Annotated in this window: 22 protein-coding genes and 1 pseudogene; 10 read left to right on the forward strand and 13 right to left on the reverse strand. The window is 60.4% G+C overall.

The genetic code is table 11. The features are described from left to right. Window positions 1-22: 22 nt before the first annotated feature. From ASD76_RS17050 to ASD76_RS17060, 4 genes are all read right to left on the reverse strand, one after another. The gene (locus tag ASD76_RS17050) at window positions 23-709 is read right to left on the reverse strand and encodes an IS6 family transposase (protein ID WP_055926089.1); all 687 of its coding nucleotides are present in this window, start codon (window positions 707-709) and stop codon (window positions 23-25) included. Further along, window positions 649-1,806 (reverse strand): fused MFS/spermidine synthase, encoded by a 1,158-nt coding sequence (locus ASD76_RS17055; RefSeq protein WP_235506893.1) that lies wholly within the window; start codon window positions 1,804-1,806, stop codon window positions 649-651. The genes ASD76_RS17050 and ASD76_RS17055 overlap by 61 nt, the downstream gene beginning before the upstream one ends. Window positions 1,807-1,964: 158 nt before the next feature. Beyond that, on the reverse strand, window positions 1,965-2,159 hold the full coding sequence (locus ASD76_RS18400; RefSeq protein ID WP_156457790.1) for a hypothetical protein: 195 nt from the start codon (window positions 2,157-2,159) through the stop codon (window positions 1,965-1,967). A gap of 1 nt (window position 2,160) precedes the next feature. Then, window positions 2,161-2,343 carry a hypothetical protein gene (locus ASD76_RS17060; RefSeq protein ID WP_055926094.1) on the reverse strand — a complete coding sequence of 61 codons (183 nt, stop codon included), beginning with the start codon at window positions 2,341-2,343 and terminating at the stop codon, window positions 2,161-2,163. 226 nt (window positions 2,344-2,569) lie between these two features. Here ASD76_RS17060 and ASD76_RS18680 point away from each other — a divergent pair, with 226 nt between their 5' ends. Next, complete coding sequence (locus ASD76_RS18680; RefSeq protein WP_055926097.1) at window positions 2,570-2,764, forward strand: hypothetical protein; 195 nt, start codon at window positions 2,570-2,572, stop codon at window positions 2,762-2,764. A 421-nt stretch (window positions 2,765-3,185) separates the two neighbouring features. Here the strand turns inward: ASD76_RS18680 and ASD76_RS18405 are convergent, their stop codons facing one another. Continuing rightward, entirely contained in the window at window positions 3,186-3,716 is a 531-nt protein-coding gene (locus ASD76_RS18405) for a hypothetical protein (protein WP_156457791.1), read from the reverse strand. A 64-nt stretch (window positions 3,717-3,780) separates the two neighbouring features. On the opposite strand from ASD76_RS18405, the gene ASD76_RS17075 reads away from it, so the two are divergent. Then, window positions 3,781-4,188 (forward strand): hypothetical protein, encoded by a 408-nt coding sequence (locus ASD76_RS17075; protein ID WP_055926272.1) that lies wholly within the window; start codon window positions 3,781-3,783, stop codon window positions 4,186-4,188. Between the two features lie 179 nt (window positions 4,189-4,367). On the opposite strand, the gene ASD76_RS17080 is transcribed toward ASD76_RS17075, so the two are convergent. The 7 genes from ASD76_RS17080 to ASD76_RS17105 form a co-directional block, all read right to left on the reverse strand. Further along, window positions 4,368-5,612: a tetratricopeptide repeat protein gene (locus tag ASD76_RS17080; RefSeq protein WP_055926103.1), complete on the reverse strand. Its 1,245-nt coding sequence runs from the start codon at window positions 5,610-5,612 to the stop codon at window positions 4,368-4,370. A 242-nt stretch (window positions 5,613-5,854) separates the two neighbouring features. Then, on the reverse strand, window positions 5,855-7,228 hold the full coding sequence (locus tag ASD76_RS17085) for a lipopolysaccharide biosynthesis protein (RefSeq protein ID WP_055926106.1): 1,374 nt from the start codon (window positions 7,226-7,228) through the stop codon (window positions 5,855-5,857). A gap of 355 nt (window positions 7,229-7,583) precedes the next feature. Next, window positions 7,584-7,727 carry a hypothetical protein gene (locus ASD76_RS18410; protein ID WP_156457792.1) on the reverse strand — a complete coding sequence of 48 codons (144 nt, stop codon included), beginning with the start codon at window positions 7,725-7,727 and terminating at the stop codon, window positions 7,584-7,586. Between the two features lie 582 nt (window positions 7,728-8,309). Continuing rightward, window positions 8,310-8,615 (reverse strand): alkylphosphonate utilization protein, encoded by a 306-nt coding sequence (locus tag ASD76_RS17090; protein ID WP_055926109.1) that lies wholly within the window; start codon window positions 8,613-8,615, stop codon window positions 8,310-8,312. A gap of 28 nt (window positions 8,616-8,643) precedes the next feature. Further along, window positions 8,644-9,336, reverse strand: coding sequence for a DUF1275 family protein (locus ASD76_RS17095; protein ID WP_055926112.1), 693 nt, complete (start codon window positions 9,334-9,336; stop codon window positions 8,644-8,646). 211 nt (window positions 9,337-9,547) lie between these two features. Then, entirely contained in the window at window positions 9,548-11,224 is a 1,677-nt protein-coding gene (locus tag ASD76_RS17100; RefSeq protein WP_055926115.1) for a SulP family inorganic anion transporter, read from the reverse strand. Continuing rightward, the gene (locus ASD76_RS17105; RefSeq protein WP_055926118.1) at window positions 11,221-11,541 is read right to left on the reverse strand and encodes a helix-turn-helix domain-containing protein; all 321 of its coding nucleotides are present in this window, start codon (window positions 11,539-11,541) and stop codon (window positions 11,221-11,223) included. Before ASD76_RS17105 ends, ASD76_RS17100 begins: the two co-directional genes overlap by 4 nt. 71 nt (window positions 11,542-11,612) lie before the next feature. Between ASD76_RS17105 and ASD76_RS17110 the strand changes: the two genes are divergently transcribed. The 4 genes and pseudogenes from ASD76_RS17110 to ASD76_RS18880 all read left to right on the forward strand — a co-directional run. Then, entirely contained in the window at window positions 11,613-11,888 is a 276-nt protein-coding gene (locus tag ASD76_RS17110) for a hypothetical protein (RefSeq protein WP_156457793.1), read from the forward strand. A 162-nt stretch (window positions 11,889-12,050) separates the two neighbouring features. Next, a complete protein-coding gene (locus ASD76_RS17115; protein WP_055926124.1) occupies window positions 12,051-13,649 on the forward strand; it encodes a phosphoenolpyruvate carboxykinase in 1,599 nt (532 codons plus the stop codon). Window positions 13,650-13,653: 4 nt separating this feature from the next. Beyond that, window positions 13,654-14,208 carry a DUF983 domain-containing protein gene (locus tag ASD76_RS17120; protein ID WP_082553945.1) on the forward strand — a complete coding sequence of 185 codons (555 nt, stop codon included), beginning with the start codon at window positions 13,654-13,656 and terminating at the stop codon, window positions 14,206-14,208. A 565-nt stretch (window positions 14,209-14,773) separates the two neighbouring features. Next, window positions 14,774-15,052 (forward strand): annotated as a pseudogene (locus ASD76_RS18880) (ATP-binding protein); the annotation flags it as partial. A 97-nt stretch (window positions 15,053-15,149) separates the two neighbouring features. Here the strand turns inward: ASD76_RS18880 and ASD76_RS17125 are convergent. Further along, entirely contained in the window at window positions 15,150-16,400 is a 1,251-nt protein-coding gene (locus ASD76_RS17125) for a hypothetical protein (RefSeq protein WP_156457794.1), read from the reverse strand. Between the two features lie 271 nt (window positions 16,401-16,671). On the opposite strand from ASD76_RS17125, the gene ASD76_RS17130 reads away from it, so the two are divergent. The 4 genes from ASD76_RS17130 (at window position 16,672) to ASD76_RS17145 (ending at window position 21,299) form a co-directional block, all read left to right on the forward strand. Further along, window positions 16,672-17,007: a DUF3489 domain-containing protein gene (locus ASD76_RS17130; RefSeq protein ID WP_055926130.1), complete on the forward strand. Its 336-nt coding sequence runs from the start codon at window positions 16,672-16,674 to the stop codon at window positions 17,005-17,007. Next, window positions 17,007-17,429, forward strand: coding sequence for a DUF2924 domain-containing protein (locus tag ASD76_RS17135; protein ID WP_055926133.1), 423 nt, complete (start codon window positions 17,007-17,009; stop codon window positions 17,427-17,429). The genes ASD76_RS17130 and ASD76_RS17135 overlap by 1 nt, the downstream gene beginning before the upstream one ends. Continuing rightward, a complete protein-coding gene (locus ASD76_RS17140) occupies window positions 17,426-19,096 on the forward strand; it encodes a recombinase family protein (RefSeq protein WP_055926136.1) in 1,671 nt (556 codons plus the stop codon). Before ASD76_RS17135 ends, ASD76_RS17140 begins: the two co-directional genes overlap by 4 nt. A gap of 508 nt (window positions 19,097-19,604) precedes the next feature. Next, window positions 19,605-21,299 carry an AIPR family protein gene (locus ASD76_RS17145; protein ID WP_055926139.1) on the forward strand — a complete coding sequence of 565 codons (1,695 nt, stop codon included), beginning with the start codon at window positions 19,605-19,607 and terminating at the stop codon, window positions 21,297-21,299. The last annotated feature ends 42 nt before the right edge of the window (window positions 21,300-21,341 follow it).

Here is a 21,341-nt window from a genome sequence, read left to right on the forward strand (position 1 = left end):
TCTCGCTTGATAGGCACAGCCCTCACGCCATCAGGTTTTGCCACTCGGCCAGGGCGGCCGAGCGACGGGTCTTGTAGGTTTGTCTGTCGGTGAGGTGACGTTCGAGGTTGAAGTGGTTGTGCAGGCTCTTCATCTGCCGGAACCTGAGCATCGCCCGTTCTCGTCGTCGGAACGGCAAGTGACTGTTCTCCACCCGGTTATTGGCCCAGCGTCCCACCTCCTGCTTCGCGGCATTGCCGAGCTCGCTCATCGCGGCCTTGTACGAGCGCAGGCCATCGGTGGTGATCGCTTCAGGTGAGCCGTGGCGCTTGAGCGCCTTCTTCATGAACCGCAGAGCAGCCGCCTTGTCCCTTGTCTTGGTAACGTAGCTCTCGAGCACCTCGCCCTCCTGGTCGACTGCTCGCCACAGGTAGTGCATCTCGCCGTTGATCTTCACGTAAACCTCGTCGAGGTGCCACTTCCACTGCCGGAAGCCGCGCATCCGGCTCACCCGCTGGCGGCGGACATCAGCGGCAAACAGCGGGCCGAAGCGGTTCCACCAATGCCGCACCGTCTCGTGGCAGACATCGATCCCGCGCTCGAACAGCAGGTCTTCGACATTCCTCAGGCTGAGCGGGAAGCGCACATACATCATCACCACCAGGCGGATTACCTCAGGCGATGAATTGAAGTAGCGGAACGGGCTGGCGGGCTTGCGAGGACGAGGCATTCTCCCGTCGTATCCCCGGGGTCCTTACCAGTCGGTGCATTTGCTCTGACAGGGCCCGTGGGGCTGTAGTCCCGTAAATCGTGATCATCGTCGATTCTGCCGAACGACGCATCGTCCGAGGTTTCCAGGCAGCCTATGATTTCCTCGGCGAGAGATGCAAAAGACATTGTGTGTGTCTGATCGAGCGTCCGCGCGGCCTGCCGAATGGCTCCATGGTCGACATGGCCGGGATAGTCTTTGAAGGCGAAGACGATCCGGTTCATGCCTTGTTCGCTCGGCACGACGACGACCTTCTCGAAGCATTCGCGCAGACGGGTCAGATTTGCGCCATGCTTCCAGGGGAGATCACACAGGTTGGCAACGAAGATGCCTCCAGCCTTCAGCCTCGATCGGCAATCGCGGTAGAATTCGGAGGAACAAAGTTGGGCGGACTGCCCGCCTGTGTCAAACCCGTCGACCAGCATGATGTCGCAGCTGCGCGCGTCACGTCTCACGAACTCCGCGCCGTCCCCACAGATGATCTCGAAGCGCTCGCATTCGGGCGGCATGCAGAACTGCTCTCCCACAGCAATGACCTCGGGATCTATCTCGACCGCCCTGATCGAAGCGGCGGGAAGATATTCATAGCAGTATTTCGCCAGGGATCCGCCACCCAGCCCGATGATCTCGATGGTAGCTGGTGAGCGATGAAAGAGAAGAAAGCCCATCATGACGCGCGTGTAATCGAGCATCAGGTAGACCGGGTCGTTGATGTCCATGGCGCTCTGCACGAAAGCCCAATTCGCGAGAAGGCTTCGTATATTGCCCAGCTCAAAAACCAGAGGCGCCGCAAATTCAATCTGTTCCATTTGATAGCGACCATCAAACGCTGATGGGTACCTCTCGGCTCGGCGCTGCTCGCGGTCGATATCATCAAGATGGTCGAGGAAGCGATCCAGCTCGGCGGTCGGTTGTTCGCCAGCAAGCAAATCTGCCGTTGTATCAGGCGAGCAGAACAGGTCCCCGGCCGGGCTCGGGCGACCTGAAGAACTATCGGTCATCTTTGCGTCGCGCGTTCTGACGATCGTGCGCGCGGCCGCCTGCAATGGTGACGCCAAAGAATAGGGCAAGGAGCATCATCGAAATAAGGACGATAAAGAATATGATCATGGGCTATTCACTTCAAAGAACGAACAAATGATGAGGACTGGGCTGCCGGCTCGCTTTGCAGTAAAGTGTTTCGCTCGCGTCGCGCGGGACTGCGGTAGCAACGAGATCAACGGCTTTGCCGCTTCTCAAGTAGTTGAGCCTTATCATACATTTCTTTCCAGGCTGCCGCGGCGCGAAGCGCTTGCTCTCGAATATTTGGCAGCGCGGATTCGTTTGCCTCAATCAACGAAGCCTGCAATCGGGCGAGAAAGAATTCGCTGCTACTACGCCCCGTTGGTTTCTGATTGGCGCGTGGATCCACGTCACAAACTCCTTTCGCTTTTCGTCGTTGCCTGCGGCAGATCGGGAATTTGCCTGCTTACGTCGGGCATGCGGTCCCCGCCGCGCAACAAGGCAGTCTCGACCAGTTTAGGTGTGTCGAGATTCTCATGGACCCGCGCTCCGGTTTTGAGCGTGATCTCGGGAAAGGTAAGAAGGAGCGTCATTTCGTCAGGGGTCTCTCAGCTCGCAAGTAGTAGTCGACGGGTCAGGTCTCAGTTGAGGGCGTCGCCGGTGGGAGCTTGAGCCTCAGCTTGGGGCGATGGGGTTTGTCCGGCCTGGGAGCAGTGGCGCCAGTTGCCCGTGCATCGATCGGGCGGCGATGACCTGACCGGCGGCTGGGCATTTTCTGCTCAATCATCTCGGGCTCCCGGCGATCTCGGATCGCGAGACATGGTGGTCACCTTCCCCGAGAGCATGGGCTATCTCGGTCAGGAGCATAGATGCCTTCAGAGGTGTAAGGGCGGCCTCGCCGAGCTGACCATCCTCGTGATGGAAGGTCAGGACCACCCGGTACTCGCTTGGCTTCTGCGGTATCAGTCGCAAATGGGCGTTGACGCCGCAGACGCGAGCGCGGGTCGCACTTGATCTGGCAGCGGTTGGACGACCGAGGCAAAGTGAATCACTGCTGGGCATCTTCCATATATACAACCATCTTCTAACTTTTTAAGAGTGATTTTTGATGTATAAAACATCAGGTGCGGTGGTGATCACCTCACAGCAAATGTGGGCCGCTCGGGCCTTCTCGGCCTGACCAGCGCCAACCTGCGAAACTGGCCAGTCTTTCGCTTCCACGATCCCGGGGATTGAGGCCTCCGACGTCCAAGTGCGCGGATTCGTGGACAGGCTAGTGAGGGTGATCGTCTGGAGCTCACCGGCGTCGAACTTCTCGACAAGCATGCACCGAGCAGCAGCGTGGGCCGGGGTGTCGGCCTGCGAGGATTCAGGTCGGTTTCCTCACAAACTCCGCGCGCAATACCAGCCCCTTGATACCCTCGTAGCGGTGCTGTCAGAGCAACTGCACTCGGCCGACTGAGGGCGCTATTCCAGTTCGTTTCGGGTCGGTATTTGGGTCAAACGCACTCGTACCCGGATCGTAGCCGGTGACGAGTTGAAGACTGACAGCGCCCCAAATTCTAGCAGGTGCATCTGTTCTGACAATTCCCGCCGGATTACTGCCAGGCCGCACGATGCTGGTGTCTACTTCAATCACGCTAGAACCGCTCTTGAGCCCCTCAGGCATGTCGACCTCAACGGTCATTCGATAACGGTATGTTGGAGTCTCGTCGGCACAAGCGACAAGCGTGACGGTGGGGAAAAGCAGTCCCGCCAATAGCACCAACCGGCGTCGAAACATGGCTTCTTCCTTCCGGGTGACGTTCACCGACTGTCGGCGCAACTCCCGGTCGAAAGGTCGGTTATCATCGCCAGGTAAAGCCTGAGTTATGTCAAAGGATCTCAAAACTCGGATGATCGCTTTCCACCCATTCCGAACTCTTTGACGGCTACCGTTAAGCAGACGGTCCGCTTTGCGGCTCATTGCTGGCTTTCGTGAATGTCTGCAATGGGTGGAAAGCGGACATTCGGTCGGCTATCCCTACGGGATGGCAACACCGACTGAGCATCATCCAAGCGTCCACAAGCTCCTCACGTTTCTCGCGAGAATACCTGCGGTAAAGACCAACGAGACGCCGTGGGGTGGCTTCGGCTCCGGTATCGATGAAAATGGATGGTGGGTGAAGTTCTGGCTAGATATCGACCATCACCTCGCTTGGAGTTCTGTGCAGGAAATAGGGCATGTTCTCAACGAACTATCCGTCGTAGAGCGCTTGCCCACCATCTTCAAACCGGTGTCTCCGCCACCGTATCTGAACGGCGGTCCGCGCGAGTACCTCGCCTGGGTCATCGAATGCCGGGACGGCAAGTTCAAACCCGGAACCGTCGCTGACTGGCTGGAGGGCCGCCTGCCTACGCCGGTCGATGACATCGCCGCTTGGCCTGACGAGGACTAGTTGCTGAATGTCCGCAATGGGTCGTTTGCAGACGGTCAGCTTTGGAGCGAGTGCCGATTTGCGCTTTTGCCGGTCGGAATGACCGACATGGGTGGAAAGCGGACGTTCCCCCCTACTGAGCCACGGCCAAGAGTTGAGCTCGAACATACGAGCGATACGTAGCTATGGGGCTGAAGCCTTCAGTTGCCGCCCGTAGGCACCGCGGGCGCAACTTGCTTGGCCCTGTCGGTTTGCGCCTTTTCCGCATCCTCGCTCAACCGCCCCAATCGGTCGTCATCTTCGCGTGACTTCTCTTTCTCGCCCAAGCGCCAGTAGAGATCGGCGCGCATGCGAAGCGACCATGCATCCGCTGGGTCAAGCCGCAACGCTTCGGTGAGGAAGTCCACCGCTTTTCGCATGTCCCCTGACCGTGCACTAAGAAGTGCCCTGCCTCGCAGCACAACGGTATTTGACGGATCAATGGCGGTGGCTGCAGCGAAATCCCGTTCAGCCGCGGCGCGATTGTCCTTCCAGGCGTATGCGATGCCCCGGTTGACAAGAGCCCATTGATTGTCCGGCTCCAACTCGAGCAGCCGAGTGAAATCGGCGATTGCTTCATCAAGTCGCCCGATGTCGAGAAATGTCAGCCCTCTGTTGAGGTAACCCCCGGCGTTTTCTGGCCGCAATTTCAGCGATGCGCTGTAGTCGGCGAGGGCTCTCCTCCGGTCCCCCAGCCGCTGATAAATCAAACCGCGGTTATAGAAGGCATAAGAGTTCGCGGGATCGAGGTCGATGGCCTGATCATAGTCCGCGAGAGCCTTCTGGTACTCGCCCAGCCGATGATATGCGTACCCGCGAGCTGACAGGATGTCAGCCCGATCCTGGCTTGAGTTGTGGCGCCGGCCTAGCAATTCATTGCACGCGGAAAGTTCTTCCTGCGGTGTGTGGCCCGTCTGTCGATCGTAGCAACGCTCCTCATCTGCTTGCCCGATCGTAACAAAAGCCAGCCAGACGAATGCACCGCCGAGGACCGTGTTCCACGAGAGGGATGCCCAAAAACGCTTTGGCTGTGTATCACGTTCATACGGGCCCAATGACCCCCTGCTGAGAGGCTCAATTCGTCCTTTCAGAAGGCCATCCACGACTGAAAAGAACGCGAAGGCGCCGAAACCTAGCATCAGGATCGGAAAGAACTCTGGCGATCGAGCGAACTTCTCTGCCGCGGGCGTGAATATAAAAATTGCGATGGCCGCCAAGCCGGCAAGAACAACCGAACTGCGGATCAACTGCTCCGACGTACGCCAGCCTAGGTCCTCCGGTGGCATGGTAATGTCGCGCGCCCGTGGGGAGTGCTCGATATGCGAATAAAGGTATCGTGCCGGCGCAAAGGCGGCTGCTGCGATCGCCATCAGAAGCCATGCTTTTGTCGGGATCGCGTCGAACATTCTGCGGCAACCTTGGCCCGCCCCGCGAATGTCCGCAATGGGTCGAAAGCGGACCGTCCCCAAATGGCTGAGGTGTTGTCAGCGCAACCCACCTGACCGATTGAGGAGGCTAACCTCCTCCACTTCTGCTTGGCATTTCGGCCAATCGCATCCGAGCCCGGAGAATAGTCGGTGACGATCGAGAGACGGACAGCGTCTCAATTCATACGAGGTGCGTGCGGCCTGACAGGGCCCTTCAAGACCTAATCCGGAAGTCGGTGCAATTGGTCTGACAGCGCCGATTTACCGGAGAACGCCTCGCGCAGCCCCTTGCGCAGCATCACCGAGAGTATGCCGATCCAGACAAGACCCATCGCAACGTGCGCTATGCTTGCTCCCATTGGGCCAATCCTTGGGATCAGGACGATCGCCGTCGCGTGGAACACGGGCACGACGACCAGTACCGCCAGGAAGAGGCTGCGCGCCTTTCCCATCGAAAGCAGCGCTGCGCGCTTTACCGAGGCGCTAAGCATCAGCACGACTGCAAAGACCTGAACTGTCAGAAGCGGAGCAGCAGCAACGAAGTCGGGCCCGGCGAGAATCACCATCAACGGCTCCGCGACGAAGAGCATCGCCGCGAAGAGCGCCAGCCCAAAGCCTGCGAGCATGATCTCGGTCTGCAGGACGACATTGCGGAACTCGTGCAGTGCCTTTGCATTCCAGTGTCGCGCAATTTCAGGATAAACCACCGCCTGCACCTGTGCGCCGGCCTGATACATCGCTCGGCCAACGCGCTTGGCGATGTGAAAGAGGCCCGCGCCGGCGGGGTCCGCCAATGCGCCAACCAGTAGCGTGTCGAGCTGTTGCGCGCTTGACCAGGCGGTCAACGAGAGGTTGGTCGACCAGATGAATTTCCAGATCTCGGGAAAGCGCATCCCGATGCCCTTCAGCGACGCGCGGTGTATCCGGTTCAAGCCGCGTCTCGCGAGCTCATACAGGGCTGCGGCCAGTAGCAAGATCGATCCCAGAATCTGGGTGCCTGTCCAGATCAGCACGAACTCGAAGAGCCCGGCGCCCGCGAGGTAGGCGACAACGCAGAACACCAGCTTGATCGCGGTACTGACGACCTGAAGATAGGCGATGCTACGAAACCGTCCCGCCAGTCGCAGGATTCCAGTCGGCGTGTCGTGCAACCGGAATAGCAGGCTGCTGATGTAGATCAGCACCAGTCCGTAGGTTGGGTTCGACCAGTCGTAGAAATGTCCGGCGAGAAAGAGGATGACCACTGCCAGGAGCCAGCTCGCGAATGCCGCCGACATGTCGAGCACAAAACCGAATTTGAACAACGCGCCGAGGGCATCGGCGTCGTGCTCGTCATTTAGCCCTGCGCCATAGCGGATCATCGGTTGCCAGGTCTGAAAGCTGATGAGCAATTCCATTGCCTGGGCAAAGGTGACCATCAGGGCCAGCTGACCAAAGTCGGCAGGCCCCAGCGCGCGTGCCGTCAATGCCACTGCGACGAGCCCGAGAACGAGCGTCACTGCATTGCCCGAAAGCAGATGTCCGACATTGCGGGTGCGAACGCGAAAGGCCTCGCTTCCGATCACGGTCAGAAGGCGGTTGGCCAGGGAGCTCACGGGAGCTGGTTCGTCGTCGCAATGGAAACAAGGACAATGAAAGATATGATCATGGGTTGTTCACTTCAAAGAACGAAGCAACGATGAGGCCTGAGTTACCGGCGCACTGTGCGGTGAAATGCTCCGCTCGCATCGCACCGGACGCCAGTGGCAGCGAGATCAACGGCCTTGTCGCTTCTCAAGAAGTTGGGCTTTATCATGCATTTCTTTCCAGGCTGCCGCGGCCCGAAGCGCTTGCTCTCGGATATTTGGCAGCGCGGATTCGTTTGCCTCGATCAAAGAGGCCTGCAAGCGGGCGAGAAAGAACTCACTGCTACTACGCCCTGTTGGTTTCAGGTTAGCGCCTGGGCCCACGTCACAAACTCCTTTCGCTTTTCGTCGTTGCCTTCGGCAGATCGGGAATCTGCCCACTTCCCCCAGACATGCAGACCTCGTCGCGCTGCAAGGCGATCTCGAGTTGAGGGCGTCGCCGGCGGCCGGGTATCTCTTCCTCGATCATCTCGGGCTCCGGACAATCTCGGACCGCGAGACATGGTGGTCACCGCCCCAAGGACGCGGGTGGTTTCTGACAAGTGGATCAATGACTCCAGAGACGTAAGGTCGGCCTCACCGAGCAACCCATCCTCGTGGTGGAAGGTCAGGACCACCCGGCAACCGCCTGGCATCTGAATTATCAAGCGCGAATGGACGTTGACACCGCCGATGCGAGCGCAGCACGCACTTGATCGGGCGGCGGCTGGACGACCGAGGAAAAGTGAATCACCACGGGGCATCTTTCAAATATACAGCCATCTTCTAGCTTTTTAAGAGTAATTTTTGATGTTTAAAACATCAGGCGCTCCGATGATCACCTCACAGAAAAGTGGGCCGCTCTGGCCCCTCTCGGTCTGGACCAGCGCCAACCAGCGGAACAGGCCAGTCTTGCGCTTCCACGATCCCGCAGCTTGAGGCGGCCCACGTCCAAGTGCGCGCATTCATCGACAGGCTAGTGAGAGTGATCGTTTGGGGCGGGTGGGCATCGAACACCTCGACAAGCATGCACCGAGCAGCAGCGTGGGCCGGGGTGTCCGCCCACGATTATTCAGGTCCGTTTCCTCACAAACTCCGCGCGCAGCACCAACCCCTTGATACCCTCATAGCGGCAGTCAATCTCCTGTGGATCGCCGGTCAGTCGGATCGACTTGATAAGCGTCCCGCGCTTCAATGTCTGGCCCGCGCCCTTCACGTCGAGGTCCTTGATCAAGGTCACCTGATCGCCGTCGGCAAGCAGATTGCCGACCGCGTCGCGCACCTCGATCCGGCCCGCAGTGGCGTGACGTTCGGCCAGTTCCGAAGCAGGGAGCCACTCTCCGGATTCTTCGTCGTAAACGTATTCGTCATCGCTCATGGAATTCTCCAATTTTCGAATTGGCCCGTTATCGGGTCAAAAGATCGCGTTCGATCAACCAGGTACGGAGTGTCAGCAGACCCGCTAGCCCGGCGGCCAATGCGAAGGCGCGCGCATCAAGCGCGATCCACGCACCGGTCCCCGCGAGACCCCCAAACACGAAGGCCAGCCAGAACGAGGCGTGCAAACCCGTCTGGCGATGGTTGGCGCCATTGCGACCTCCGACCAGTCCCTCTCCGAAGCGCACAATCTGCGCCGAGGGTGACATAGCCTGCTGCAGATCAGGATTATCCCGCTCGAAGATGCAATGGGCGCCGCCCATCGCCACAGCGAGCAGTACGGCCGGCGCAAAGGCGACGCCCGCAGTGAACGCGGCATAGGCGGCTGCGAGGGCAATTGCCGTACCGAAGAGCGCCGTGGTGCGCCGGAACCGCGCGGACTGGTGCGAGACAAGCGTGATCAGCACGACGCCGGCGACGAAACTCAAAATCATGGCCCCGGCAAAGAGCGCGACCGCATAACTGCCGGGCAAGCTGGCTCCCAGCACGGTGGGGTTGGCGTCAGGCGAAGCGAGGAAGACATGACCGAAGGCGAGGAACCCGGCCGCGTTGACCATGCCAGCTAACGCCGCCAGCATCGCCGCCAATTGCACGAGCGCGCGTTCAGCCCTGCCGATGTCCAGCGATGTGGGGCGCCGTCGCATTTGATCGGGTTCGCTCATTCCTCGCCTCTTGTCCGTGCCCCGCTGGCTGGCACTCGATGATCGGGGCGATGCTCTGAGCGCCGCCAATGCACATTGTCACTGGACCATGATGCCCGCCAACGCGGGGTACCGGACATTATCACGACGGTCCTTTCAGCAGCAGGTGCGCACAGTCAGGCGCCAGACAGGGTGAATATTCGGAATCCGCCCGGCGGACCGGTGGCATCTGTCAGTGCAATTGCGACTTGGGGCTTTCGAGCAGTCCGAGCGCGAGCGCCTGGGCATGGGCGAAGTCGCTCGCATAGAAGACCCTGTCCGAATGACCGCCGAGGCGAACCCGCTCGAGCATCGACTTCGGCTGGGCCTGGACACCGGACAACACCACTTTGGCGCCGGCAACATGCACCTGTTCAACGAACTCCTCGAGCGCCTGCACCCCGCTTGCGTCAAGCAGGGGCACGAGCCGCATGCGCAGGATGATGACCTTGGGCGACTGGCCGACACGGCGCAGCGTATCGAGCAATTCGCCGGCGACGCCGAAGAAGAACGGGCCGTTGATGCGGAAGACCTCGACGCCTGGGGGAAGTGCGTCGCGCTGATGGACATCTTCCGAATCCAGGTCCGTGTCCTGCCTGCCGCCGGTATCGACCTCCACCGCCTCGGCCATGCGAGCCATGAAGAGCAGCGAGGCAAGCGTCACACCGACGCCGATCGCGACAGTGAGATCGACCAGTACGGTGAGGCCAAACGTCAACAGCAGAACGGCCCGGTCGCTGTTGGGCATGCGCAGCAGAGCGATGAAGCGCTCGTATTCGCTCATGCCCCACGCGACCATGAATAGTATCGCGGCGAGTGCAGCCATGGGCACGAAGGCCATGAGGCGCGACGCGAACAGAATGAACAGCAGCAGGAAAACCGCATGCAGGATCCCGGCAACCGGAGTCTTCGCCCCGGAGCGGATATTGGTTGCGGTGCGGGCTATCGCGCCCGTTGCGGGAAGACCGCCGAACAGGGCCGAACCCAGATTGGCCACGCCTTGCCCGATCAGTTCCTGATTGGAGCGATGCCGGGTCCCGGCCATACCGTCGGCAACGACAGCGGAAAGCAGTGCTTCGATTCCGGCCAGAAAGGCGATGGTGAACGCCGAAGGCAGTACCGCATTGATCTTGGCGAGCGAAATCTCGGGCAACGCCGGCATCGGTAATCCGGCGGGGATGTCAGGGAAGCGTGAGCCGATGGTGTCGACCGGCAGCTTGAGCAAAGCCACGACAACCGAACTCACCACTACCGCGATCAGGAACCCCGGCAGCTTCGGAGCAAACTTGCGCGAGAGGATGATGACCGCGAGCGCACCCGCGCCAACGCTCAGCGTCGCCCAGCTGAAAGTCGACATGGCGGCCATATAGGCCTGCCACTTGGGAACGAACTCGGCCGGAACCTTGTCGACCGCAAGCCCGAGGAAATCCTTCACCTGGCTGGAGGCGATGATGACCGCGATCCCGGCGGTGAAGCCCGTGACCACGGGGTGAGGAATGAATTTGATCATCTGCCCAAGGCGCAACACGCCCGCGGCAATCAGGATCAGCCCCGCCAGCAGCGTTGCGATCAGGAGACCGTCATAGCCATGCCGGGCGATGACATTGAAGATCACGACGACGAAGGCGCCGGTAGGACCGCCAATCTGGACTCGCGAGCCGCCAAGCGCTGAAATCAGAAAACCCGCAACTACCGCTGTGATCAGACCCTTGTCGGGCGAAGCGCCACTGGCGATGCCAAGTGCCATGGCGAGCGGCAGCGCAACGATCGCAACCGTAAGTCCCGCGACGGCGTCGGCCCGGAACGTGCTTTTGGAGTAACCTTCATTCAGCGCCGTCACCAGCTTGGGCGTGTAGGCCTTCGTCGTCACTGCTGGGCCTGTTCGGCGGCCGCCTTGTCATAGAGTATCGACTGGCCGCGTCCGCCGGCCTTGCCGGTCATCGTCTCGCGCAGACGAACCCCGCGCCCGACACCTGTGCTCGGCGCGTTCTCGCCAAGGAGTTCGATTCCGGCGCCTTCAAGCGCAGTTATGACCTTCACCAGCGTATCAACCACGCCCCGGACCTGGCCATCCGACGATTCCATCCGCTGGATGGTGGGCAGGGAAAGCCCGGCAAGTTCGGCCAGTTGGCGCTGGTCAAGCCCGAGAAGGGCGCGTGCGGCGCGCATTTGCTGCGAAGTGATCATGTAGGCTCCATGATGTTTCAAACATCAAATATCAGTCTTAACAATTCAAGATAGGGTTGTATATATGCCTTATGCAATTCATTGGATCGGGTCCTGGGGAGGGAAGCCCCGCTGACGGTGTGGGCGCGGCGCGCTCGCCCGTCAGCGGCGTCAACGCCCATCTGCGGCTGATTCCACGCGATTCCGGCGATTTCCGGGTCGTCATAACGTTTCACCAGGCCGATGGAGCCATTTGCGAGGCTGAGCTCAAGCCGCACGAGGCGGCCATACTGTTGTCGGAGATTGCCCACGTCATCGACCAGGGCAAGAGCCGTCGGGCGCGCGTCCTGTCGGACGAGAAGCGGTAGGCCCGGGATGACCGACGACAATGCGCATCCGGTCAAGCGCCGGGCGCCTCTCCCATCCGGGGGCCCAGGCTTACGCGGCGCTATCGGCCGCTCGACCTTGCAACCGAACTTTGAAGCGTCGCCACTCTCGCTTCATCAGATCCTGCAGAGACCATTGATCAAATGACCCAGACCCTCACACTTCCCGAACTCGCCCTCAAACCGGGCGGACGCCTGCATGAAAATCTCGATACGCCGCACCTCGTGGAATTCGCCCTGAGGCGGGCAGAGGGCCGGATGTCGGAACATGGTGCGTTGGTGGTCGAGACCGGTAAGCACACCGGGCGCTCGGCCCAGGACAAGTTCATCGTTCGCGACGACGAAACAAGGGATGACGTCTGGTGGGGACCCTCGAACAAGGCGATGAGTAAAGAGGCCTTCGCTAACTTGCGCGAGGACTACCTCACGTACCTTGCCACGCTCGACGACGTTTTCGTGCAAGACCTGTTCGGCGGTTCGCAGCCGGAATACCGCATCGGTGTGCGGGTCGTGACCGAACTGGCCTGGCACTCGAGTTTCGTGCGCACAATGCTGGTGCGCCCCGCGCCCGATGAACTTCGGAGTTTCGCCGTCGACTATACGCTCATCGACCTGCCCGGCTTCCAGGCCGATCCCGAGAAGCACGGCTGCCGCTCCCAGACGGTGATCGCGATCGATTTCACGGAGCGACTGATCCTGATCGGCGGTACCGGCTATGCCGGCGAAATGAAGAAGGCAGTCTTCACTGTCCTCAACTATGTCCTGCCCCGCAAAGGCGTGATGCCGATGCATTGCTCGGCCAACATCGGCCCCGATGGCGATACCGCGATCTTCTTCGGGCTCTCGGGAACCGGCAAGACGACCTTGTCCGCCGATGCCTCGCGTACCCTGATCGGCGACGATGAGCATGGCTGGTCGGATACCGCCGTCTTCAACTTCGAAGGCGGGTGCTATGCCAAGATGATCCACCTGTCGGCCGAGGCTGAACCTGAGATCCATGCCGCCACCCGGCGCTTCGGGACGATCCTCGAAAATGTGGTCATGCATCCCGAGACCCGGGCGCTTGATCTCGATGACGCTTCGCTCGCGGAGAACAGCCGCGGCGCTTATCCGATCCACTTCATCCCGAACGCCTCATGCGAGAACATGGGGTCGCTGCCAAAGAACATCATCATGCTGACGGCCGATGCCTTCGGGGTGCTGCCGCCAATCGCGAGGCTCACTCCCGAGCAGGCAATGTACCACTTCCTGTCGGGCTATACGGCCAAGGTTGCGGGCACCGAGCTCGGCGTGACCGAACCTGAGGCGACCTTCTCGACCTGCTTCGGCGCGCCCTTCATGCCCCGCCATCCCAGCGTCTACGGCAACCTTCTGCGCAAGCGCATCGCCAACGGCGGGGTCGACTGCTGGTTGGTCAACACGGGCTGGACTGGCGGCCCGTACGGCACTGGCACGCGCATGCCGATCAAAGTGACCCGCGCGCTACTCAACGCCGCGCTGTCGGGCAAGCTCAAGGAAGCAGATTTCCGTATCGATCCCAATTTCGGGTTCGAGGTTCCTGTCGCTGTTGAGGGCGTGGATACAAACATTCTCGATCCGCGCGCGACCTGGACCGATGGTCATGACTATGATCGGTCCGCACGAGGCCTCGTCGACCGTTTCCGCCGCAACTTCACGCAGTTTGTCGCTCATGTCGACGCGAGCATTCGGGCTGCCGCTCCTTCCGAGATAACTGATGCCTAATTTCATGCGGACGCCCTTCGACAAGATCCAGGAACCGCCAAAGTCCGTGCCTGTCCCCAAGCCAGAATTGTTTACCGACAGTGTCGTCCTCCCTGCCTCGGGCGTTGCTGCGGTGCTGCGCGGCTTGCGCGGGCGGTGCCCGCGCTGCGGCGGGTCGAGCCTTTTCCTGCGATTTCTCAAGCCGATCCCGCACTGCCCACAATGTGGGCAGGACTGGGGGCATCAGCAGGCCGACGATTTTCCCGCCTATGTCTCGATCTTCGTGACCGGGCATCTGCTCGCCCCGCTCATCATTCCCCTGGCGCGAGACACAGACTTGTCCCTCATGGCTCTGATGGCGATTGTCCTGCCGCTTGCCCTGATCCTTATGATTGGGCTGCTCCAGCCCGCCAAGGGCGCGATCATCGCCTTGCAGTGGTGGTTCGGTATGCACGGATTTCGCAAGGAACGTCGAGCGGGACCCCGGACCACGCTGAGCTGCGAACCGAACCTCGTCGCGTCGAGTCCATTAACCCGGTCAGACATCCGCGACGGGTCGGACACTCCAACCTCGAAATAGGACGCCTCTCGATGGTATTGTCAGAGCAACTGCACCGGGCCGCTCGCGGACGCTAGTCGTCTCCGCTTCTGAGCGGAATTTCGGTCAAACCCCTCCATACCAGGACCTTGGCCCGTGACGAATGCGAGACTGACAGCGTCTGAATTTCTAGCAGGTGCATTTGGTCTGACAGCACCCTTCAGACCATTGCGGTGGGTGCGGCCAGAACGTCGCAGCCTGCGCCGAGGAGAACCTTTCGGGCGACACTTCCCAGAAGGTTTTTTGAGAGAGTGCTTGAGCCGGTGCTGTCAGAGCAAAATGCACCGGGTCGAATGCGGACCCTCGTCCTCTCCGCTTCTGAGCGGAATTTCGGCCAAACACATTCGTACGAGGCACTTAGCCGGTCACGATTGCGAGACTGACAGCATCCAAATTTGTGGAAGGTGCATTTGGTTTGACAACACCGCTGGCGGGCTTCCCGGCGCGAGGCATTCGCATTCGTACCTCAAGTCAGGCACGCTGCCACCAGGTGCATTTGGTCTGACAGCGCCCCGACGACAGCTCGGCCACGGCCAACGTATCGACAAGCCTGGGACTGATTGTCACTGAGCTAGTCATCAACGCGCTGAAGCATGCCTTTCCTGCCCGCAACAAGGAAGGCGAGATCCTGGTTGACTATCGGGCCCAAGGAACCGGCTTTGCCCTCAGGGTGTCCGACAATGGAGTGGGTATCGCAGCGGGCGCACAGCCGACGGCTCCAGGATTGGGAACCGGTATTGCGGACGCGCTGGCACGGCATCTCGGCGCAATAGTTCAAACAACCGACGCGGGGCCTGGCACCAAAGTGTCAATCGTGAACCCGTAACCTGCTAAGCAGCACCACGAGCGGCGAGGGCTATGTCCCCGATGGTTCGTTTGCAGACCAACAGCTTTGGGTGGAAAGCGGACGTCGCGGTAGCGGGTTAGTTGATGCTGATGGTCCCCAACGGCAGGTTCTCGCCCGCTTCGGTCTGCCGGACCAACCGATAGTCGCCGGGCGGTAGCATCAGCGTCACTGTCACAGCGTCGCTGCCGACGAGCATCTGGTCCATGGCGATCGCACCATCGGGCTCTCTAGCGACAAACGCCTGCACCAGGCTGCGCGCGCCGAGCGGTTGGAGTGCGACCAGATGCGGCTTGCGGTATCCGTCCATCGCCAACCAGTCGGGCCGACCATCGACCCAACTCTGTGTGGGGTGAATCACGCTCAGGTCGACCCGGTAAACCCCGAGCGGCTGCGCTGAATCGTTGGCTATCGCGACCGGCGTTGCAGGCGAACCGAACCGCTCAACGAAGGCCTTGTAGAGTAGCGAGTCGTGTTCGCTGTCGGGCTGTGGCGTGCCTTCGACCTGGTCGATCGTCAGCGGGTCTTCGCCGGTCAGTTCTTTGAGTCGGCCGGCAAACGTGTGCCACGAAGCTCCACGCGCAGTCTCGTTCAGGTGGCCAAAGCCGACGTGGACCAGCAGGCGCATGCCCGGATTGGCGTCGAGCAGGGCCTTGATGTTTTCCGCCTGCGACTGCTCGCGGATCGCGATGTACTCTTCCCGCGCGGTCCCCGGCGGTGGCGACTGGTCGGGCCGTATCTCGTAACCGGCCAGCATGTAGCCGGCCGCACCGGCCTGCCGTGCGAGATCAGCAAACACGGGCTCTACCGTATAGAACCCGGTCTCGACGGTGGGCGCACCGTTTGCCAGCAGTTCCCCACAGTGCGAGCCCGAGCAGAAGGTCTCCGCCGCGAAATGCGTGAACCCAGCCTCGCGCAGGGCGAGCATCAGTCGGTAAGTGAACGCGCGGTGGCGCGGCGAGTGATGCGCCTCGTTTATCATCACGACCCGCTTGCCTTCGGCGGCGCGCACGATCGCGTCGATCGCGGGCTCTGGCCGCGCCCGCGACAAGTCGGGCAGCGATCCGGAGGGTGTCCCCGGCTGGCGCACATACAGTTCGTCGGCCGTGGCGAGGTCACCACTGAACGACCAGAACTGCGCCCCTGTCGGGATCGTCGCCGGGTTGGCAGCCATCACCTGCTCGAGCAGCACCAGCGCGGGCATCAGCTTGTCTCCGCGCGCCAGCGCCTGGACATCCTGCAAACTCGGCGCAGAGGCGGGCCCGGTCTGCGCCTGCGCGACTGGCGCGAAGGCTGCCACAGCCAAGATCGGAACCAGCCATCCCCTCATGAAGGCGATCATGCACGTGGCCGGATCGAATGCAATACGATCGTCTGCAATGGGTCGTTAGCCGACAGTCGCTAAGCGACGAGACTAGTCCGACCTCGGCATAATCCGACAGCAAAGTTTCGCTCATTCCACTCGACTTCACCGTCGGACTGAGCATTGCTGTTCGCGCTGAAACGCAGCCGACAAACACGGCTGCCGCCCCGACGATTCGCGCGTTCGGGGCTTCGGGTGGTGGGAGCGGCACAGAGCTGCTCCGAATGGAGAACCACCCATGACCAATATGACAAAGCCCAAGCCCACTCGCCGTTTCGCGCGCATGCCAAAGACTGAGACCCAAACTGCCTCTGGAGGCCAATCTCCAAACGCGGATGACACGAACGCGCCGAAAGGCACGGCCCGAGAAACTCAACCAACCAGCAAGACCCACCGCGTCATTGCGCTGCTGCAACGACCCGAAGGCGCCACGCTCGAGGATCTCATCACCGAGACCGGCTGGCTTCCCCACACCATGCGCGCGGCGCTGACAGGCCTCAGGAAGAGGGGTCACGCTATCGTCCGCGGCACGCGCGATCAGATTACCTGTTATCGCATCATGGTGGCTGTCTGATGGAGACCGCCACGCTCGATGAAGACCTGGCGGCGCTGGCAGCGCTTTCGTCGGTGCAGCTACGCCGCAGATGGAGTGAGCTGACCGGAAAGCCGGTGCCGCGGGTCAGTCCCTCGCTGCTGCGCTTGGCTTTGGCCTGGGAGCTGCAGGCCAAAGTCCACGGCGGCCTTGCGCGGCGCGTCAGCCAAAGGCTCGATCAATTGGCCGCTGCCAAGACCCAAACGCGTGCGGTGCGGCCGGGCATGCGGCTTACCCGCGAGTGGAACGGCTCGCTGTACGTCGTCACCGTCGAGGAGCACGGCTCGGTCAACTGGAACGGGCGGCAGTGGGCCTCGCTCAGCAAGGTCGCGCGCGAGATCACCGGCACGCGCTGGTCGGGTCCCGCCTTCTTCGGACTCAAGCACAAGCGAAAAGCCGCATGAAACAGGTGCGCTGCGCGATCTACACCCGCAAATCGAGCGACGAGGGGTTGGAGCAGGATTTCAACTCGCTCGACGCGCAGCGCGAGGCGTGTGTGGCGTATATCCTGAGCCAAGCGAGCGAGGGCTGGAAACTCGTGCCCGAGCGCTACGATGATGGCGGTCTTTCGGGCGGGACACTCCAGCGTCCCGCCCTCCAGCGGCTGCTCGCCGATGTCAAAGCCGGCGCAGTCGACATCATCGTCGTCTACAAGGTCGATCGTCTGACCCGTTCGCTGCTCGACTTTTCCAAGCTGGTTGAAGCGTTGGATGCGGCGAGCACGAGCTTTGTCTCGGTCACCCAGTCGTTCAACACCACCACCAGCATGGGCCGTCTGACGCTCAACATGTTGCTTTCGTTTGCCCAGTTTGAGCGCGAGGTCACCGCCGAGCGTATCCGCGACAAGATCGCCGCGTCCAAAGCCAAGGGCATGTGGATGGGCGGAACACCGCCGCTCGGTTACCGGCCTGAGGGACGCAGCCTGGCGATCGTGGAGGAGCATGCCGCGCTGATCCGTGACATCTTCGCCCGCTATCGAAGGCTCGGCAACGTCAGGCACGTGGCCGAAGAATTGGCCTCGGAAGGGATCATCACACCGCGCCGAGTGAATGGCAAAGGCCGTGCCTACGGAGGCTGCTTATTCACGCGCGGCCAGCTCTACACGATCCTGCGCAATCCGATCTACGCCGGCGATATCCCGCACAAAGGCAAAGTCTATCCGGGCAATCATCCGCCGATCATCGAGCGGGATGAATGGGAGGGCGTGCAGTTTAAGCTGAGCGACAACGTCAAAGGTCGAAGGACCGCGCGCGAAGCCAATGCCAGTCTGCTGTCGGGCTTGCTGTTTGATGCCGAGGGTCAGCCGCTGATTCCGGTGCACACCGCCAAGGGCAGTCAGCGCTATCGCTATTACGTCAGCAAGGCGCAGCATCATCGAATGGAACCATCGCTTGCTCCCGCCCTGCGTCTTCCCGCCCCGGAGATCGAGAAGGTCGTGTGCGAGGAACTCAATCGATTGCTGGAGGATCCTCTCGCTCTGGCTCGGCGGGTGGGTGTTGAAATTGAACCCCGCGCGGTTGAGATCATCTTGCAGCGAGCGGCATCGCTGCGGGCAGACCTCGCGAAAGCGAAACACCCCACGATCAAGCAGCTGCTGAACCGTATCGTGATCCGCCCCGATCGGATTACGCTCACGCTGAGCCACGACTGGCTCGCGGGCGTTCCGGGATACAGGGACGCCTCCGGACCAAGGCAAGCTACACACGAGATCATGGCCCGGCTCACCAGAACCGGCCGGGTTGTCCGGCTCGTTGATGAGAGTGGGGCTTCGAAGGGCGACGTCCCTCCCGATGAAAGCCTGATCCGGTTGGTTGTTACCGCTCGGCGATGGTGGGCAGAGCTGAGCAAAGGTGAACTGGATATCAACGCTCTCTCGGCGCGCGAGAAGGTCAGCGCCTCTTACATGACCCGGGTTGTCCGGCTGGCTTTCCTAGCGCCGGGAGTCACGGAAGCTGTTCTTGACGGGCGCACCAAAGCGGGGCTCTCGGGCAAGGAGCTGCTGCAGAGAACGGGCATTTCCTGGTCGTGGGAGGAACAGACTGCGAGATTCCTGCCCGGCGTTCGGGAATGAGACTTGGCAGAACGGTTACCCTGCGTAGTCGGCTGCTAGCGCCCAAGTCCGTCACTGAGATGGGGTGGTGTCGGTCCGCAAAGCGGATAGTCTGGTGCCTGAGGTCGATACCAGAGCGCAAGATGGCAAGATTCTCGCCCTCAGAGGGAGTCGACGGATCGTGCGAGGCAATCGAGCCTTGGCTTGGCTATGCGAACCGTTTCCATGACGACAGCCGTGCACGCTCTCGTTGGCTATTTGAATAATAAGATAGGCACTAAGAGCACAATCGCCCGGTCCAGTCGCGTCTGCTGCGGACTAAACGATTTGTGCGCATCTATCGGCCGCTTCGCAGCTACTGACAGCGAGATTACCGTTCAGTTTCGAATTCGCCACCATAAAGTCGCCGTTTGCTGCCCACGACGCTGTTTCTGAAACCTGCATTCGTTCATTCGATCTGGTGGCGATCGCCATTAGCGATCTAATAGACGCTGTTGCCAACGGAGCCCTTCACGCTAGCCTTGCGCCCATGACAATCGCACCGATCGCAACTCCCACCCTGCTCGACTGGAGCCAAGTGCGGTCCGGTATTCAGGCATTTCAGCGCTCTCTGGGCCTCGCAGAGGAGTCGAGGGCTTTCTTGTATTTCGCGCTGTCCAAAATTCTCAAGATCGACGACGATGAGATCCGCACTGCGATTACCGACGGTGGCGATGATCGTGGAATCGATGCCGTATATGTCGACAGCCGTCCTGAGCGGCGCGTTATCCACCTGTTCCAATTTAAGCATGTGTCCAGCTTCGAAAAAGTTGGAAGCTCCTTCCCATCCAACGAGATCGACAAGATTCAGAGCTTCCTCGAGTGCTTCCTCAGAAAGGATGCGTCCCTTGAGAAGACGTGCAACCCGCTTCTCTGGAACAAGGTTCAAGATCTTTGGGAGGCGCTGGAGGAGGCCGTTTATTCGATCCAAATCCACCTCTGCAACAACGCTACCGCGCTCATTCCCTCGCACTTGAGCAGGTTCGAGGAGGCGCTTCGCCCATATCAGCACGCCCTCGTTACGCAGCACGATCTCATCTGGTTCTCTCGTCACCTGTCAAAAGGGGCACCGGTCGATCGCGAATTCCAGCTCGGCCTCGTGGAGGATCAGTATTTCGGTCGCACTGATGGCTTCGCGAAGGGGCTAATCGGCACCGTGCGCGGCGACGAGATCGTGCGACTTATCACGGATCAAAACTTCCCGCAGGAAGTTGACGACACCCTTTTTGAAGACAACATCCGTTTGTATCTAGGTGAAGAGAATGAAATAAACCGCAAGATACTAACCACGGCGCTGAGCGACGTGAACACGCAATTTTGGTATCTCAACAACGGCATCACCATCGTCTGCGACAGGATGGAATATCAGCCGAGAGCAGCGAATCCTAAAGTGAGGATGATCAATCCGCAAATCGTCAACGGCGGCCAGACGTCACATGCCCTCTTCGAAGCAGCGCGGTCCGATATCGCGAGCATCTATGACGTGAAACTGCTTCTTCGCATTATTGAGACCGGTGACCGAACCTTCACCAACAGCGTTGCCGAGGCGACAAACAGTCAGACGCCCATCCGAAGCCGCGACATTCGCTCGAACGATTCGATCCAGATCCGGATCGAAAACGCGCTCGTTGGGCATGGCTATTTCTACGAGCGCAAGAATGATCAACACATCGAACAGCCGGCAGAGTCCCGAATCGATGCGGTGAAGCTGGGCCAGATTATCCTGGCCTACGTGCTACGCGAGCCGGACCGCGCCAAGACGTCGTCCAACAGGATTTTCGGCGAGTACTACGGCTGGGTTTTCGACGAGGCCATTCTCTCCGCAGAGAACATCATCGCCATGTGGCGCGTCTACCGAATGGTGGATGACGATCGGCGGCGCGCCCTTGCAGCGCTAAACTCCCGATTGAAGAAGACGTACGACGAGTCTTGGATCATCGAAGGCGTATACCACATCCTATACATGCTGAGCCTGACCTGTGAGCGCGAGGGAACAAGCCTCTACGATTTCGCGGGAGTGGAGAAGCACTATACATCGGTGAAAGCCCAAATCGACGATTTCATGGCTCAGAACAGGGGGCAGGCTGCCTATCGCGTTTTCCGTAGCGCTATGACGAAGCAGTTGCTTGCGCGCTTTGCCCGTGGCCATCAGCTAGAACTCGGTTTGGAAGCACCAACACCTTGAGCGCTTAAATGACGAGCGAGCTCTTAACCGCAGATCTGAACG

The organism is Altererythrobacter sp. Root672, assembly GCF_001427865.1.
Classification (GTDB): domain Bacteria; phylum Pseudomonadota; class Alphaproteobacteria; order Sphingomonadales; family Sphingomonadaceae; genus Croceibacterium_A.